Annotated in this window: 12 protein-coding genes and 1 other annotated feature; of the genes, 1 reads left to right on the forward strand and 11 read right to left on the reverse strand. The window is 42.7% G+C overall.

Features of this window, described 5'->3' with window-relative positions; genetic code table 11:
- Nucleotide 1: 1 nt before the first annotated feature.
- A complete protein-coding gene (gltB, locus tag QN079_RS12290; protein WP_289229843.1) occupies nucleotides 2-4,507 on the reverse strand; it encodes a glutamate synthase large subunit in 4,506 nt (1,501 codons plus the stop codon).
- 467 nt (nucleotides 4,508-4,974) lie between these two features.
- Here gltB and QN079_RS12295 point away from each other — a divergent pair, with 467 nt between their 5' ends.
- Nucleotides 4,975-6,270 (forward strand): ISL3-like element ISEfa11 family transposase, encoded by a 1,296-nt coding sequence (locus QN079_RS12295; RefSeq protein WP_289229717.1) that lies wholly within the window; start codon nucleotides 4,975-4,977, stop codon nucleotides 6,268-6,270.
- A 124-nt stretch (nucleotides 6,271-6,394) separates the two neighbouring features.
- Here the strand turns inward: QN079_RS12295 and ileS are convergent, their stop codons facing one another.
- The 10 genes from ileS to murG all read right to left on the reverse strand — a co-directional run bounded on the left by ileS (nucleotide 6,395) and on the right by murG (nucleotide 17,825).
- The gene (gene ileS / locus QN079_RS12300; protein ID WP_289229844.1) at nucleotides 6,395-9,190 is read right to left on the reverse strand and encodes an isoleucine--tRNA ligase; all 2,796 of its coding nucleotides are present in this window, start codon (nucleotides 9,188-9,190) and stop codon (nucleotides 6,395-6,397) included.
- 272 nt (nucleotides 9,191-9,462) lie between these two features.
- Nucleotides 9,463-9,692 (reverse strand) — a binding site (T-box leader).
- Nucleotides 9,688-10,443 carry a DivIVA domain-containing protein gene (locus tag QN079_RS12305; RefSeq protein ID WP_005228824.1) on the reverse strand — a complete coding sequence of 252 codons (756 nt, stop codon included), beginning with the start codon at nucleotides 10,441-10,443 and terminating at the stop codon, nucleotides 9,688-9,690. Its footprint overlaps the feature before it by 5 nt.
- A 20-nt stretch (nucleotides 10,444-10,463) precedes the next feature.
- On the reverse strand, nucleotides 10,464-11,246 hold the full coding sequence (locus QN079_RS12310; RefSeq protein ID WP_010749763.1) for a YlmH family RNA-binding protein: 783 nt from the start codon (nucleotides 11,244-11,246) through the stop codon (nucleotides 10,464-10,466).
- Nucleotides 11,247-11,264: 18 nt separating this feature from the next.
- Nucleotides 11,265-11,528 (reverse strand): YggT family protein, encoded by a 264-nt coding sequence (locus tag QN079_RS12315; RefSeq protein ID WP_005228822.1) that lies wholly within the window; start codon nucleotides 11,526-11,528, stop codon nucleotides 11,265-11,267.
- Nucleotides 11,529-11,554: 26 nt separating this feature from the next.
- Nucleotides 11,555-12,208 carry a cell division protein SepF gene (locus QN079_RS12320; RefSeq protein WP_010749764.1) on the reverse strand — a complete coding sequence of 218 codons (654 nt, stop codon included), beginning with the start codon at nucleotides 12,206-12,208 and terminating at the stop codon, nucleotides 11,555-11,557.
- 16 nt (nucleotides 12,209-12,224) lie between these two features.
- On the reverse strand, nucleotides 12,225-12,896 hold the full coding sequence (locus QN079_RS12325; protein WP_074536072.1) for a YggS family pyridoxal phosphate-dependent enzyme: 672 nt from the start codon (nucleotides 12,894-12,896) through the stop codon (nucleotides 12,225-12,227).
- Between the two features lie 12 nt (nucleotides 12,897-12,908).
- The gene (gene ftsZ, locus QN079_RS12330; RefSeq protein ID WP_005228816.1) at nucleotides 12,909-14,153 is read right to left on the reverse strand and encodes a cell division protein FtsZ; all 1,245 of its coding nucleotides are present in this window, start codon (nucleotides 14,151-14,153) and stop codon (nucleotides 12,909-12,911) included.
- Between the two features lie 31 nt (nucleotides 14,154-14,184).
- A complete protein-coding gene (ftsA, locus tag QN079_RS12335) occupies nucleotides 14,185-15,507 on the reverse strand; it encodes a cell division protein FtsA (protein WP_005228814.1) in 1,323 nt (440 codons plus the stop codon).
- A 153-nt stretch (nucleotides 15,508-15,660) separates the two neighbouring features.
- Nucleotides 15,661-16,644 (reverse strand): cell division protein FtsQ/DivIB, encoded by a 984-nt coding sequence (locus QN079_RS12340; protein WP_016608748.1) that lies wholly within the window; start codon nucleotides 16,642-16,644, stop codon nucleotides 15,661-15,663.
- 86 nt (nucleotides 16,645-16,730) lie between these two features.
- The gene (murG, locus tag QN079_RS12345; RefSeq protein ID WP_010749767.1) at nucleotides 16,731-17,825 is read right to left on the reverse strand and encodes an undecaprenyldiphospho-muramoylpentapeptide beta-N-acetylglucosaminyltransferase; all 1,095 of its coding nucleotides are present in this window, start codon (nucleotides 17,823-17,825) and stop codon (nucleotides 16,731-16,733) included.
- Nucleotide 17,826: the final 1 nt, after the last annotated feature.

A 17,826-nucleotide genomic window follows, 5' to 3' on the forward strand; every position in this document is an offset into this window, starting at 1 on the left:
ATTAGTCACGCTCCTTTCCTGGGATGGTCAATTGTGGACCGACGACAGCTTCGAAGGCTTTCGTCACAAGTTCATCTCCGACAAACCCTTGGTCCGCCAAGGTCTCCGTCGCTTGGATCATCTGATGGTATTCTGTCGGATAGACTTTGATGAAATGGTGCTGCTGATTTTCCCAATCTTCTAGGATCTCAGCCGCCTTCAATGAATCTGTATAGGCGAAATGCTGCTGGATCATCTCTTTTAGTTGGTGGTCATCGCCGCTTTCGCCAATCCGATATAAATCAACCATTTCCCGATTGCATTTATCGGCAAAGGTTTGATCGGGGTCGTAAACATACGCCACGCCACCGGACATTCCAGCACCGAAGTTGCGGCCGGTTTTTCCTAATATCACCACGACACCGCCAGTCATGTACTCACAGCCATGATCGCCAACACCTTCGACAACGACATTGGCTCCACTGTTACGAACACAAAAGCGTTCGCCAGCAATGCCTCGGAAATAGCCTTCGCCTCGATTTGCCCCGAAGCACGCTACATTACCAACAATTGGTGAATGCTCTGCGTCATAAGCGGCATCTTCAGGTGGCACAATGATCAAGCGGGCACCGCTCAACCCTTTGGCTACATAATCGTTGGCCTCACCGATCAGTTTCAACTGGATGCCCTGGGTGGCAAAAGCCCCAAAGCTTTGTCCAGCAATACCTCGATACGTAAACTGTAACAGACCTGGCGTAACTTCATAATTGCCAAAACGTTCCGCGATCCAGCCTCCTAAACGCGCGCCGACTGAGCGTTGAACATTATTGATCGTATGATTCGTCACGATTTCTTGATTATTGTCGATAGCAGCTTGTGCAAAAGCATCTAATTCTGGCCATTGACGTTTCTCAAGGAATGGATCGGTCACTTTGCGTTCGATTGGGATCGTCGTCCCAATCATTTTCGAAAAGTCTAATGATTTTGCTTTGCCTTTAGCAACGAAGCGTGGTGTCAACAATTCCGCATGTCCTACCATCTCATCGATGGTACGAAAGCCTAACTCAGCCATCGTTTCCCGTAGATCTTCTGCTAAAAAGTACATCGTGTTGATGATGTGCTCAGGTTTTCCAGCAAAAAATTTTCGCAACGCTGGGTTCTGTGTAGCAATGCCAACAGGACATGTATTGATACTGCATACCCGCATCATGACACAACCAATCGCAACTAGCGCTAAAGAGGCAAAGCTATATTCTTCTGCTCCTAAAAGAGCAGCAATGGCGATGTCCCGACCCGTCATCAATTTTCCATCTGTTTCTAAGGTCATTCGCTGCCGCAAATGATTCATAGCTAACGTTTGATGGGCTTCTGCAAGCCCCATCTCCCAAGGCAAGCCGGCATCACGGATCGAATTTCTCGGAGAAGCACCAGTCCCACCGTCATAGCCTGAGATCACGACTACATCTGCGCCAGCTTTGACGACACCGGTAGCGATCGTACCCACGCCCGTACTAGAAACCAATTTGACATTGATCCGTGCATACGGATTGATGGCTTTTAAGTCATAGATCAGCTGGGCTAGATCTTCAATCGAATAAATGTCGTGATGTGGTGGCGGTGAAATCAATCGAACACCAGGCGTAGACCCTCGAATCTCGGCGACCCACGGGAAGACTTTATTGCCTGGTAATTGACCGCCTTCTCCAGGTTTCGCCCCTTGCGCCATTTTGATCTGAAGTTCATCTGCACTCATTAAATATTCGGCGTTGACACCAAAACGGCCAGAAGCTACTTGTTTGATACGACTATTATAATTAATGCCATCCACTGGTTTGAAACGATTTCGGTTTTCTCCACCTTCTCCACTGTTGGATTTTGCCCCGATCGCATTCATTCCTTCAGCAATACAGCGATGCGCTTCTTCACTTAGTGAGCCGTAGGACATCGCCCCGACTTTAAATCGTTTGACGATCGTTTCGACAGGCTCCACCTCAGCTAACGGAATACTGCGTCTTGTGTTCGCAAAGGTCCACATAGACCGTAACGTCGTTGGATTGTCCAATGCCTCTTGATTCATTTCCGCCGCATATTCTTTATAAAGCTCATAACTGCCTGTGCGAACGGCTTTTTGGAACCCATAGATCGTTTTTGGATTGAACAAATGATGCTCCCCATCGGCTTTGTACTGGAAACTACCGCCAGAATCAAGATAATCCATTCGTTTTTCACCATATGCGGCCTCATAACGCGTCAGATATTCTTGCTCGATTTGCGCTAACGAGAGACCACCGATACGGGTAACCGTGCCGGTAAAATATTCAGCGATGACTTTCTCAGAGATACCAACCGCTTCAAACAATTGTGCCCCGTGGTAACCGGCGATCGTTGAGATTCCCATTCGTGACATGATTTTGACAATGCCCTTTTCACATGCCTTGCGGTAACTTTCGATCTTCTCTGAAAGCTCAAAATGCGCCAATGTCTGGTAAGCCCCATAAGGATGGACCCCACTTGCTCCGTAGCCGACTAACATGGCATAATGATGGACCTCACAGACTTCCGCTGTATCCGCAACGATCGATGCCAAGGAACGTTTGCCTTTTCGCACCAAATAATTGTGCAGGCCTGATACCGCCAAGAGAATCGGAATCGCCACTTTTCCTTCTTGCGCTTGGATGACTTCCCGATCACTTAAAATGACGATCGTTGCCCCAGCATCGATTTTTTGCTCCGTTTCTTTAAAAAGCGCTTCTAACGCTTGTTGCAAAGCTGCTCCGTTTTCAGGTACATAATCATAAAGAATCGACTGTAAAACCGCTTTTTGACCATTTTGATCTAACTGTTTGATTTTTTCATATTCACTCGTTTTTAACACAGGACTAGCAATCTTCAGCTTATTACAATTGATTCGAATGTCCTTTGAAACATCCCCATCTCGACCTAAAAACAGCTCGGTACCGATCACTAGTTTTTCGCGAATCGCATCAATGGGTGGATTAGTCACTTGGGCGAATTGTTGCTTGAAGTACGTAAACAAGGATTGGGGACGTTCGCTCAAAATAGCTAAGGGTGAATCAAACCCCATGGAGATCACTGGTTCTTCTCCCGTTTGAGCCATTGGTAAAATCAACGTGCGTATGATCTCATCCGTGTAGCCATTCCGTTTCCAAAGGGTCTGGATCGCATCGTCTGCTGTTTCTTCCTGCTTCTCAGTCCCAGGAAGCAGCTCTGGTGTCAATAGGTGTTCCGCTAGCCACTCCTGGTAAGGATGGGCATTCGCATAATGCGCTTTGATTTCTTGATTTCGTAAGATCATCCCTTTTTGGGTATCCACCAAAAACATATTTGCTGGTCCAAGCACCCCTTTTTCAATCACTTCCGACGCTGGTAAATCCACCACTCCTGACTCAGAGGCCACGACAACAAAACCAGCTTTTGTGATCGAGTAGCGAGATGGTCGCAATCCATTACGATCAAGGGCAGCGCCCACCATCTCCCCATCGGTAAAGCATAAAGCTGCTGGTCCATCCCAAGGAGCCATAAAGCTTGCATTGTATTCATTAAAAGCCGTCAGTTCTGGCGTCAAGCCAGCTTCTTTAGACCACGCTTCTGGCACCATCATCAACAGTGCTTGGGGAATGTCTCGACCTTGACGATACAAGTATTCCATACAATTTTCCAGCTTCGCAGAATCAGAGTTTTCGTCATCGTAGACTTCGATCTGATGTCCATGCATCCAATTTTCCGCCCCGCGTAACGTGTTGATTTCGCCATTATGGGCTAAGAAACGAAAAGGTTGCGCCCGACTCCAGCTTGGAAAGGTATTCGTTGAAAAACGAGAATGAGTCAAAGCAATACTCGAAGTCATTTCTGGGCTTTGAAGATCTTTGAAAAACAAGCCAACTTGATAGGCATGCAGCATCCCTTTATAAACAACTGTCTTACTGGACAAGCTGCAGATAGACAGCTCATCGGTATGATATGTTTTTTCCAGTTTACGCCGTAGCCGATAAAGCTGATCTTCAAAGGGACGGCCAGCTGCTACATCGACAGGCTTTTCAATAAAGACTTGCACAAAAGATGGCATGACTTTTTGCGCCCCCGGCCCACACTGATAATAATCATATGGAACGTCGCGCTGCCATAAAACCGTAAAACCCATTTGTTGGATGTCTTTAGTTACTTCTTCTTGGACCTGTGCTGCTCGGAGCTTTTCTTTCGGTAAAAAAAACATCCCAACAGCATAGGCGCTTTTTTCAGGCAATGGGATTCCTTCCTCTTTTGCCCGCTGCTGAAAAAAAGGATCTGGCATCGCCATCAAGATTCCTGCTCCGTCCCCCGTGTCAGGTTCAGCGCCAGTTCCCCCTCGATGATTCATCCGTTCTAACATCGTTAAGGCATTTTGGACGAGCTCACGGGAATAATGACCATTTTTCTGAGCAATGAACCCCATCCCACAAGCATCTTTTTCAAAAGCGGCATCGTACATCGTTTGGTTCGTTGTTTTCATCATCTCTAAATCACTCATGGAATCACACTTTCTTTCAATTTTCTGAATATTCCGATTTTTAACAGTTTACAACCTGATTTTCTATCTGGCAAGTTTTTTTACTTGATCCGATCTCGTTGCTTTCTTCCTTAAAGGGTTACTTACATCCATCGAACAAGTAGTTACTTGTAAATCACAGGCAGGAGTCTTCGTCTAATAAGGTTTTTTTATTATACAATAAACTATCGTAAAATTATTGCAAACAAATGAGAATCGTTATCAATTAACGCAGATTTTCTCATTTGGATGTCACAAACAGCTGCTTATGTCCCATTTTCAAGGAACAAGCTTGATTGATTTCAAAAAAAAGGGCTCTATAATTTATGGGACTGATGAATCAGAATTGATTCTTCAGCCCCATTTTCATTTTAGGTATTAAAAAACATATCGTTCTCTAGTATGATTAAATCACCACAAAATAAACAACTGAGAGGACGATATGCTATATGAATGATTCTATCAAAAAAATGCTGAGAATAATAGAGAAAGATTTGATGATTACAGAGGTCTCTTACGAGACCCTTCAGAAGAAAAAGACGTTGGTCGTCGATGCTGTTCTCTCGCCTACTCCTCGTGCTTGTAGAAGTTGTGGTTCTACTGTGGTAGATGGAAACGGGAAAGCAATTATAGTGAAAAATGGGAAGAAGGAAACGATTGTCCGTTTTGAACAATACAATCATATGCCTTTGGTTATGCGCCTAAAAAAGCAGCGCTATACCTGTAAAAACTGCCGAACCCATTGGACGGCTCAAAGTTATTTTGTCCAACCCAGACATTCAATCGCAAATCATGTTAGATATAAAATTGCTTCTTTACTGACTGAAAAAGTATCTTTATCTTTTATTGCGAAAAGCTGTCAGGTATCTTTGACCACCGTTATTCGTACATTGAAAGAGTTTAAAAGCTATTTACCAAAGCAATCTAAGAAGATTCTCCCCAGAGTATTGATGGTTGATGAATTTCGTTCGCATGCTTCTATAGAAGATAAAATGAGCTTTATTTGTGCAGATGGCGAAACAGGAAAATTAATAGATGTTTTGCCTACGCGTAAATTACCTCGATTAACAAGCTATTTCTTAGGTTGTACCAATCCAGAAGAAGTAGAATTCTTGGTGACAGACATGAACGCCGCCTACTTCCAGCTCACCAAACGTGTTCTGCCAAATGCGAAAGTCGTGATTGATCGGTTTCATATTGTCAAACACATGAATCAAGCGTTCAATGAGTTGCGTATCCGTGAAATGAATGAACTTCGTAAAGCCGGACAGAAAAGCCAGGCAGAAAAACTGAAAAAGAACTGGCGCTTTTTGCTAAAAAATCGTGCAAACATCAACCATTATGAATACAAAACATGGAAAAATTTCCGAGCACCAAAATACCCATTTCTTACTGAAGCAATGATGATTGATCGATTGCTTGAGTTTTCTCCGCCCCTAAAGGAGGCGTATCCCTTTTTTCATGAATTAGTTGAAGCCTTTCGAGACAAAGACCCTGACTTATTTTTCTCCTTATTGGCAGAACTTCCCGAAACGTTAGATGACAGCTTTCGGGAAAAGCTTCAAAACCTTCTGACCTATGAAGAAGGCATCACCAACGCAATGATCTATCCTTATTCCAATGGAAAAATAGAAGCGAAGAATACCCACATAAAGACAATGAAACGAGTATCCTACGGATTTAAATCATTTGAGAACATGAGAATTAGAATCTTTTTGATCAATCAATTAATCAATGTAAGATAACAAAAAATCTGAGCCAGAATGTGGTTCATTCTGACCCAGATTTGATTTTGCACAACTCATCAGTCCTTATTGACAAAGAGCCAAAAAAAGATGACCCACAATGGGATCATCTTTTTCCGTTTTTTTATTTTTCAAAGCCTTCTGCAACCGCTTCAGGATAGTTTTCTTTGACAATAGCTGCGCAATGGCCGCAAAGTGTTGGTAGCTGCTCTTCTACACCGACATCCACACGGACTTGACGACAACGTTCGCAGACTTCACCTTCGGCTTTTTCCACTAAGATCGCCACGTCTTCGAATTGATAGGCCGCTTCTGGTGCTGCTTCACCTGCTTCTTTGATCGTTAAGAAGTCCGGTGAAATGATCAGCAACTGAGCGATATCTGAATCAATGGCTTTTAGTAATGCCGCAACTGGTTCGGTTGGATAGACAGTCACTTTAGCTTCAAACGATTTCCCGATCAGTTTTGCATTACGCGCTTCTTCCAATGCTTTTAAGACATTGTCACGGAAATCAAGGAAAGCACGCCATAAATCAAGCAGCTCTTCTTGGTTAGCAAATGTATCATAGCCAGGGAACTCCGCTAATTGGACATATTCCTCTTCTTCTTTCAAATGTGACCAGATTTCTTCTGCCGTATGCGGAATGATCGGCGTCAGTAATTTCGTCAACGCAACCGCTGTTTGATAAAAGACGGTTTGCATGGCGCGACGTTGGAAATCATTTTCAGCTTCGATATAAACGACATCTTTCGCAAAATCCAAATAGAAGGATGACATGTCGACTGTCAAGAAGTTGATGACTGTTCGGTAAATATGCAAGAAGTTGTATTTTTCATAACCATCTTCTCGGATCGATTTGATCGTTTGATTCAAACGAACCATCATGTATTTATCGACAGAACGCAAGTTTTCAAATGGTACGCTGTCTTTTGCTGGATCAAAATCATTCGTGTTAGCCAATAAGAAACGCATGGTATTGCGAATTTTCCGATAGACTTCTGATACTTGATTCAAAATATCCATAGACACTCGAACATCCGCTTCGTAGTCAACACTGCTGACCCAAAGGCGCAAAATATCCGCACCCATTTGGTTGATCACTTTTTCTGGTGCAATGGTATTTCCAAGAGATTTACTCATCTTACGGCCTTCGCCATCTAAAGTGAAGCCTTGAGACAAGACGGCTTTGTATGGTGCGACTTCATTGATCGCAACACTAGTTGTGATACTTGAGTTGAACCACCCGCGATATTGATCAGAACCTTCCAAATACATGTCAGCTGGGAACGTCAATTCTGGACGTTGACGTAACACGGCTTCGTGAGAAGAACCTGAATCAAACCAAACATCCATGATGTCAGTTTCTTTCGAGAATTTACCGTTTGGTGAGCCTGGATGCGTAAAGCCAGCCGGCAGCAATTCTTCGGCTTCTTTTTCAAACCAAATCGTTGAACCATGTTCAGCAAACAAGTTTGCCACATGCTCGATCGTTTCAGGCGTGATGATGGCTTCGCCGTTTTCTGCATAAAAGATTGGCAATGGTACACCCCACGCACGTTGACGAGAGATCACCCAGTCGCCGCGATCGCGAATCATATTGTATAAACGGGTTTTGCCCCATGGAATGATCCAATCTACTTTTTCGATCTCATCCAAAATGTTTTGACGGAACTTATCAATTGAAGCAAACCATTGTGGCGTTGCCCGATAGATGACTGGTTTTTTCGTCCGCCAATCATGTGGATAGCTGTGAGTAAAGAAGTTTAGTTTTAATAGCGCCCCTTTTTCTTCTAAAAGCTCAGTGATCATTGGATTGGCTTTGTCATAAAAGACCCCTTCAAATCCTGGTGCTTCTTCTGTGAAGACCCCACGGCTATCGACTGGTGATAAGACATCCAGTCCATATTTTTTGCTGACGATGTAGTCATCTTCCCCGTGTCCGGGTGCAGTGTGGACCAAACCAGTACCGGCATCCAATGTCACATGATCCCCTAACATCAACAGAGACGTACGGTCATAGAAAGGATGTTGCGCCGTCATTTTTTCTAATTGATCGCCTGCCAATTCTTGCAATACTTCGACAGATTCCCAACCAATCTCATTCGTCACGGTTTCTAATAAATCTTTTGCCACGACAAATTTACGACCATCAGCCAAGATTTGAACATAGGCAAAGGTTGGATTCACAGAGATTCCTAGATTCGCTGGCAAGGTCCATGGCGTCGTCGTCCAGATAACAAAAGATGTATCTGAATCAAGCAAATCTTTGCCATCTGCGACTGGGAAAGCAACATAGATCGATGGTGATTTCACATCTTTGTATTCGATCTCGGCTTCTGCTAGTGATGATTCACTAGATGGTGACCAGTAGATTGGTTTTAATCCTTTGTAGATATAGCCTTTTTCTGCCATTTTTCCGAAAACGCGAATTTCTGCAGCTTCATAATCGGGCGTCAGTGTGATGTATGGGTGCTCCCAGTCACCAGAAACCCCTAAACGTTTGAAGTCAGCTCTTTGTGTATCCACTTGTGTCAAAGCATATTCTTCACATTTTTTGCGGTATTCTGCCAAGCTCATTTCTTTGCGCTTGATTCCTTTATTTGTCAACACTTGCTCGATCGGCAAACCATGGGTATCCCAACCAGGTACATAAGGGGAACGGAAACCTGACATTGATTTGGAACGTACGATAATGTCTTTACTGATTTTGTTCAATGAGTGTCCGATATGGATGTTCCCATTTGCATAAGGAGGACCATCGTGTAAGACAAAGGTTGGCTTGCCTTCATTTAATTCTTGACGGCGTTGATACAATCGATTTTCTTCCCATTCTTTTTGCCAATCCACTTCGCGGTTCGGCAAGTTGCCTCGCATTGGAAAAGCGGTTTTTCCAAGATGCAGTGTTTCTTTCATTTTCATTCTTGTTTCGCTCCTTTTCGTCTCACTACGTTTCCGTATAATTTCTAAATCCATTGACTCGACCAATCAATTGCTTCTATTGAACGTATCAAAATGGATTGGTTGCCATGACTTCCTTGTGTTTAGGTCTCACTGATTTTAAAAATCAATCCTAGTAATTCCTCGTTTGGTTACTACGCTCCTTATGGTCGCCTAGTACTGTTCATCATCTGCTCTGGTCCGCAATGCGGACCAGAGCAGATGATGAACAGCAAAAAACACGTCCGTCCCTGGCAAGGGACGAACGTGTTCGTGGTACCACCCAAATTTTAATTGTCGTTAGACAATTCTTTGATGATCGGTAACGGGATCAGGCGTCGTTCTCTACTTGAGTCTTTGGATAATCGGCTCTTTAAAGAACGCAACTCACAGATGATCTGATTTCTTACAGGGTTTTATTTGGCTTCCACTCTCCCAAACTCGCTTGAAAAATATAAGAAATTTTTCTGTTCTGTGTCTTAGTTGTTATCTGTTTTGTTCAATTCGTCTAATAAGTTTCTCGCATCATCTAATGTTTTCACTTCAGGGCTTTCGCTTACATCAACGATTTTTTCATCTGATTCAACAACGTCCACATCAAATGTGTCCACTGCTTCTGAGTTTACTCCAGAACCATTTTCACTGTCAAGTTCTTTTGATAAAACTTCTCTGATTACTTGATGGGAATCTTGCACGTAGCTTGAAAATGGCGCCAAAATCTCTTCCCACTCTGGGCTCTTCACTTGTTCTAATTGGGTTTGTAACATAACCAATAAGTTGTTGTGGAAGACTCTGGTTTTCTTCTTCAAGTCATTTGTTTCTGTTGCCAATTGACGGGCATTGTCTGTTGCATCCGTCAAAATCTCTTTGGCTTTTTCTTCCGCTGAGGTCATCAAGGCATGGGCATGTTTTTCTGCAGTAGCAACCATTTCATCCGCACGGTTTTGGGCAGACGTAACGATCACTTCTGATTCTTTGCTTGCGCTTGTTTTTACTTTATCCGCGGTATCTTGAGCCACGATGATGGATTGGTTCAAGGCGTCTTTCAGTTCATTGAAATACTCTAGTTTTTCTTCGGCGTGTTTCAATGATTTCTCTAACTCGCGATTGCGTTGAACCGCTTCTTCATAATCGCGGACGATCATATCCAAAAAGTCATCGACTTCGTCTTGGTTGTATCCTCTCATTTTTACTGAAAAGTTTTTATTTTGAATGTCTAATGGAGTTAATGCCATATTCTATACACCTCTTTGATTTATTTACGTAATACACCTAATAACAATCTAACTTTTTCTTTTTTCGTGGTTCCTTCTAACCCCTGTATTTGAATCCGACCAAATCCTCTTACTGAAACGATATCCAGTAAATCCAGAACAAAATCTGGTCGTAGTGCTTCTGTCCAGTTTACTTTTACTTTTCCTGATTCGATCAACTGTTTCGAACGCTGACGTGAGATGTTATATACGGCAGAGATCACTGTATCAAGACGCAATGAACTAACCGTTTCTCTTTCCTCGGTCCAGCCATCTTTAGGAACGATCAACTCGGTGTATTTTGTTTCTTCCAAGCGCACCGAGACGTTTCCGATTTTATCCACTTGGAGTTGGATAAAATGACTGACTTCAGCGGCAACGAATACTTGCCATATTTCACCATCGGAAAGAATGTCTCCAAAGTATTCCCTCTTGACTCCAGTCCCCATTAACGTGCCTAAAACTTTTCCATGACTCAACACCGTAAATTTTTTCGGGTATTGAATCGTAAACAAAGTCATGTCAAACTCATCGGTGGTGGGCTCATAATAATCGGGATAAATCAAACAACGTCGTCTTTCAGCAGCTTCGTAACCACCAAAAAAGCGGAAGCTTAAATCCGTTGATTGACGAATCAAGCTTTCTAAAATATACGCTTGTCTCGGATCTAAAAAATCAGTTAAGTAAGGCGCATACTGCATTTGCACTTGTTCGATCCATCCTTGAGCGGAATCAATAAAAGGGCGTTCATCGTTTCGAAAATGTTGATAGACATTTGCGTTCACCGATAACCACCCCTTACGTTAAAATAAAATTGATTGTAAGATCAATATCAATGCTTGTGATGCTAGCTGTAAGACGATAATTGCAAACGCAATCGTAAAATCAATACCAGCAAAACTTAATTTCAATCGATCAAATAAACTCAAATACGGTTCACACACTTTTGCTAAGAAACGGCCAAAAGCGGATTGATACCCTCCTGGAAACCAAGACAAAAGTGCATAGATCACTAATAAAATGGTATACAGATAAACAGCATCACTTAGTAATTTAACGAATCTCAAAAATAAAATTGGCGTTCCTCCTCACTTTAGATATCAAAAAAATTGGTATCTGCTAATGTTTGGGCAGTGCCTTCAATTTCCATACCCTTAGGCGTGCAAAGAAAAATTTCATCGCCAACACGCTTGATATCTCCATCTTCAGCGTACACTGTTCCTGTTAAAAAATCAACTATTCGACGAGCTTGGTACTCTTCAATTAAATGAAAATTAACAAGTACAGCATCCCCATTGATGACCTGCTTGGCAATCCCCATCGCTTCGGAATAGACGCGTGGCTCTACGATCGTTATTTTACCAGCTGCTTGTGCGGGTGTTTCTTTTGCTTTTGTTTCTTTGACTCTCGTATTGCTTCTTTGTTGTGCCATCGGAACGACTTTTTCTTCCGTCTTCGTCACCGGTCTTACCCGTTCAGCCGCAGCTGAGGCTTGTTGATAGACAGCTGCTTGTGGTTGCTGTCTGTATTGATAGGCTTGATTTTGTGGTTGACTTGTTGTACGTGTTGCCGCTTGGCCAGATGCATACGTATTCGTGGTTGCTCTGGGGGCTGTAAAAGCTCCTCCTTGGTTCACAGCTTGTTTAGACGCTGTGCGTGCCGGTTCTTCCGTGGCAAATGTTTCTTCGTAGTAATCTTCTTCGTCAGTCAATCCAAAAAAATTGGTCAGTTTCTCTTTGAGCGACATCGGTCAACCTCCTTTTTTATTGAAATAATGCTGTTCCTACACGAATAAATGTTGCACCTTCTTGAATCGCAATGGGAAAATCATTACTCATTCCCATACTCGTTTCTAAGCAAGGGGCATGTGTAAGATGCAGGTCAGCGATCTGTTGTTGAATCCTTTTTAATTCTTTAAAAATCTGATGCTGCTCGTCTTTGGAAGCAGTGAGCGGGGCCATCGTCATCAATCCAACAACACGAATTTTGTCGAACGAAGCAAGTGCTTCAATAAAAGCCATTACCTCTTCAACAAAAATCCCTTGTTTCGTTGCTTCCTGCGAAACATTCACTTCCACAAAGCAGTTGATCGGATGCTCTGCTCGTTTTTGAATTTCTTGTGCCAGTTTGATTGAATCTAACGCATGGAAAAAATCAATCTCATTTATAATTGATTTTACCTTTCTGCGTTGCAAATTGCCAATAAAATGCCAACGGACATCTGGATAATCCTTTAGTGCTGCCTTCTTTTCAAGTAGTTTTTCTACTCGATTTTCTGCACAATCCCGCACACCATTTTCTAAAAGGACTCTTGTTGTTTCTGTATCGACGGATTTTGTCACAGCTGTCAAACAGACATCATTGGCATTTCTAGAAACAAGAGCACAGGAATCCTGTATCTCTTGCTGAATCTTGTGCAAGTTCTCAGAAATCATGTGCTCTGCCCCCTAGCGTTTACGACGGAAAAATGGTGGTGTGCTTAATTCGTCGTCATCATTCGAACGTACTTCATCACGGCTGAAGGTATCGAATTCTTTCTTTTCTACATTTTCAAATGTGTTTTCTTCTACTTTAGGTCGTACATTTTGTTCTTTGCGGATATCCCAATCACCAAAGCCATTGCTTTCTTCTGCTTGCGCTGGGCGTGCTTGATCCATATCTAATGTTGGTTTTTGAGGGATAGAATGAATTTGACCTTGGCTTTGTCTGCTAGAGCGAGAACCCCGTTCTTTTTTTGAAGGGTCAATGCCGGTTGCAATGACAGTCACACGGATCTCATCGCCTAAGTCTTCATTGATTGATGTACCTAAGATAATGTTTACGTCGCCTGTTGCCGCATGAGCGACGATATCAGAAGCATCTTGTGCTTCAAATAAAGTCATATCCAATCCGCCAGTGATGTTCAATAGCACTTGTTCTGCGCCATCGATCGACGTTTCTAGTAATGGTGAAGAGATCGCTTTTTTCGTTGCTTCGATTACACGTTCTTCACCGCTAGCAACACCGATTCCCATCAAGGCTGTGCCTTGATTTTCCATTACTGTTTTCACATCAGCGAAGTCTAAGTTGACATAGCCAGGTGCAGTGATCAAGTCTGAGATCCCTTGAACCCCTTGACGCAAGACATTGTCTGCTTCACGGAATGCTTCAAGCATTGGCGTTTTCTTGTCAACAACTTCTAATAAACGGTTGTTTGAGATGATCAATAAGGTATCGACATTCTCTTTTAATTTAGCGATGCCTTCAGCCGCAAAACGGCCACGTTTTGGTCCTTCAAATGTAAACGGACGAGTAACGACACCGACTGTCAACGCGCCGATTTCTTTAGCGATTTTCGCTACGATCGGTGCAGCACCTGTTCCGGTTCCGCCACCCATACCAGCGGTAATGAAAATCATGTCTGCGCCTTCTAATGATTCGCGAATAGAATCTTCACTTTCTTCCGCTGCTTTTTGACCAACTTCTGGTTGAGAGCCAGCACCAAGTCCGCGGGTATATTTAGGGCCTAATTGAATGACTGTTTCTGCTTTTGAGTTTTTTAACGCTTGAACGTCAGTGTTGGCTGCAATAAATTCTACGCCCTTGACATTTTCTTCGATCATACGATTAACTGCGTTGCCGCCACCGCCACCGACTCCGATGACTTTGATCACAGCGCCGTCATTGATGTTATTATCAATTGAAAATTCCATAATTTATCTTCCTCCTGAGAATCGTTTTAGATTATTCAAAGATATTTGAGAAGAAATCTTTTACTCGGTTTGTGATCGACTCACCTTTTTTCTCTTCTTCTGCTTCTTCATAAGTTTCTTCTGGCGCTTCATATTGTTCGTAATGCACTTCTTGTTGTTGAATAGCAACGGGCTGTTGCGCCACTGTTTTTTCACCAGTGATCGCACTTTTGGCAAGCTGGTACACTTCGCTTAAGTTTGCCGAATAGTCAACGATACTGATCACATTCGTGAAAACAGGATTTCTAAGTCCCATATGATTAGGAACGTAAAGCTTGACGTTTGTTTCGAATACTTCTTGAGCAAGATCTACGACACCAGGAAGACTTGCAGCGCCACCAGTCAAGATCACGCCCCCCGGTAAATCAAGTCCATCGATTTCGTCTAGGACTTCTTTTGATTTGGTGAAGATTTGTTCCATACGGGCTTCAATGATTTCTGATAAATAGCGTTCATCGATTTTCACTGGTTCTGATTTCCCGATCACATCAACCGGAAATTCTTCGCTGGCTGAAGTGCGTTCAGGATACGCATCCCCATAATTGATCTTCAATGCTTCTGCATTGTTGAAAGAGGTATTTAAAACCGTCGAAATGTCTTTTGTGACAAATTCGCCGCCCTCTTGGTTCACATGGGTGAATTTCAATTGCTTGTCGTGCATCGCTGCTGTGGTTGTTTGGCCGCCACCAATGTCGATGACGATCGTACCAAAATCTTTTTCACCGTCTGATAAAATCGATTCTGTTAGTGCTAATGGCGTAATGACTACTTCATTAACAATCAAACCAGATTTTTCAACACATTTGCGAATGTTGTGAATGATGGTTTTTGGTCCTGTATACACAACACCAAACATTTCTAGGCGAACCCCGATCATGCCACGAGGATCTTTGATTCCTTCAAAACCATCAACGGTAAATTCCTGCGGTAAAATAGCAATGATCTGTCTTTCAGGAGGGGTAGAACGAACGAGTGCTGCGGAGGCAACATTACGCACGTCTTCGTCGGTGATCTCTTTTGATTCACTATTGACAGCGATCATTCCTTGACAATTTTCCACTTCAAGAAGATTGGCTGGTACACCAACACTTACACTGCGAATTTGAATTCCTGCTTTTTCTTCTGCTTGTCTTACTGCTCTTTGAATGGCTTGTACCGTTTTATCGATATCTACAATGATCCCACGGTTGATTCCTTCTGATTTTGCATTACCTACACCAATGATATTCATTTGGCTGTCAACGTATTCGGCTACTACAACTTTTACAGATGTCGTACCGATATCAAGGCCAACATACATTCCCGTTTTTGCCATGGATGGGGTTCCCTCCTACTTAAATTGGATATATAGCGAACCATCACAGTCCGTTTTTAGAGTTCATTCGAATAATTTGTTCACTGTTACCAATTCTACCATATAATGGCGCTTTTTAGAAACAAGTTAATGAAAAAAACTCTTGAATTTTTCCTAAGAATCACTATCAGCTGTTTGATTTTCGTCTGCATCGTCTTCTTGTGTATTTGAAATTGGATAAGTAAAGATTCCAACTTCCATATCCACAATACTGTCCTCGGTCAAATCTTTGGCAATTTGCGGATAATACTGCATTTGACTCACCATATTCGAAATGTTGACGATCACTTGATTGCCATCATTCATAAAGAGAGTCAGCAGCTCATCATTGCTGTCACGGGGGGTATATTTGATTTGAGAAACGCCATCGCGAATTTCTGAACTTAATTCTTGATAGGCACTAAGTGTTGCTTTGATTTTATCTTCAGCCGAAAAATTTTCTAAAACCGGCAATCCTTCCACTGGCTGCTCACTGATTTCATCTAACACAACGCCATTTTCTAAAACCGGCGCATAGCCACCATCTTGGGCTAGTAAAGCAACTTCTTGAAATTCAGTGACAGTGATATCGAAGCGATTGATACCAGATAGAGAAATTGAGGCATTTTTTATACGTGGCAATTCTTTTTTGATGGCAGACACGCTTTGATTACGTTCGAAAAATTGCGGCCACATCTCTTCATTGACGGTTAGGTCCGAATTTTCGAGAATTGCTTCTGCGGATACTTCATGATTGCCTTTGACGACCACATTCGCCAAACGACTAAGGGGCGAAACGAAATACAAAACAATCAATAAAGGAATCATCAACAATCCAATAATCAAGGCTAAACGGCGAATCAACACTTGGTTGCGGTACGCCTTTAGGTTAGGCAGCCGATCAGCAAAGGAGCGGGCCTTATTTTCTGGCTCTGGCAATGCTTCCTTCTCATCAACAGACTCTTCCATTGCTTCATCTGCTTCAAAAAATGTTTCTTCTTGCTCGTCTTCATGGTCTTTGGACGAATCTTCTGTTTCTTCAGGAGCAGGAGAAGACCAAGCTGGCTGATTGCCTTTTTCTTGCAAATACTTTAGATTTTCTTTTTGCCAAGGGGTCAACTCTTCCGTTGACGAGGGGGTTTGATCATCATGAGGTGTTTTGTCTTTACTAATGATAATCGCTCCTTTCTATCCCACACATTGTACTATTTGATTACCTCTTGCACAAGTCGAAATAATCGTTCTGAGGCATCGCTGATCCCTTGTTCTTTTGAGGCTTTTGCCATCTTACTACGAAGGGCTTCATCTTGCATGATACTGTCTACTGCTTCCACGAGGTTTTGACTGTTTAGTTCATGATCGGCAATCATTTTGACTGCTCCTGCATTGGCTAAACTTTGGGCGTTCTTCGTCTGGTGGTCATTGGTCACATAAGGACTAGGAATCAAAATCGCTGGAATCCCTAATGCAGTGAATTCTGCGATCGATGTGGCTCCTGCTCGTCCAATCAATAAATCACTATTTGCCATCACTTCTGCCATCTGATCAATGTAAGGGCGAATACTGATATTAGGAAAGGCATCTTTTGACATGCCGATTTTTTCTTCGATCTCTTTGTAATACCGTTCACCTGACGCATAGAGAAGCTGATACTCTTTTTGAGCAAACAGCGGCAGCGCATCAATGATCGCTTGATTGATTTTCAGTGCTCCTTGACTCCCACCAAAAACCAAGACCGTCTTTTTCGCCGGATTTAAATCGTAGGAAGACAAGATCGCTGACTTTTGACTGTTGCGTACTTCTTGACCTCGAGGATTCCCCACCAGCACTGTTTTCTTCGCTGGAAAGTACTGGGACGCATCGTGAAAGGCAATGGCGATTTTATCCACATATTTGGTTAGAAATTTATTCGTGATCCCGGGAACACTATTTTGTTCATGAATAATTGTAGGAATTTTCAACTTCGCTGCAGCAAAGACCACCGCGCCAGAAACGTAGCCGCCGGTGCCGATCACCACATCCGGTTGAAACTCCTTGATGATTTTTTTGGCTGCGTAATAACTTTTCATGAAAAGTTGGATCGTTTTTACATTATCGAAGGACAACTTACGCTTAAAGCCTTGGATTTCTAATGTTTTAAAAGGAATACCTGTTGGAGGGACGATTTTATTTTCCAAGCCCCTTGTTGCACCAATGTATAAAAATTCGGCTGTCGGGTCAATCTCTTTTACATAATCGACAAAAGACAACGCTGGATAAATATGTCCGCCAGTACCGCCGCCAGTCACAAGTATTTTCATA

Origin of the sequence: Enterococcus sp. FZMF (assembly GCF_030263915.1) — a bacterium.
Classification (GTDB): domain Bacteria; phylum Bacillota; class Bacilli; order Lactobacillales; family Enterococcaceae; genus Enterococcus_D; species Enterococcus_D casseliflavus.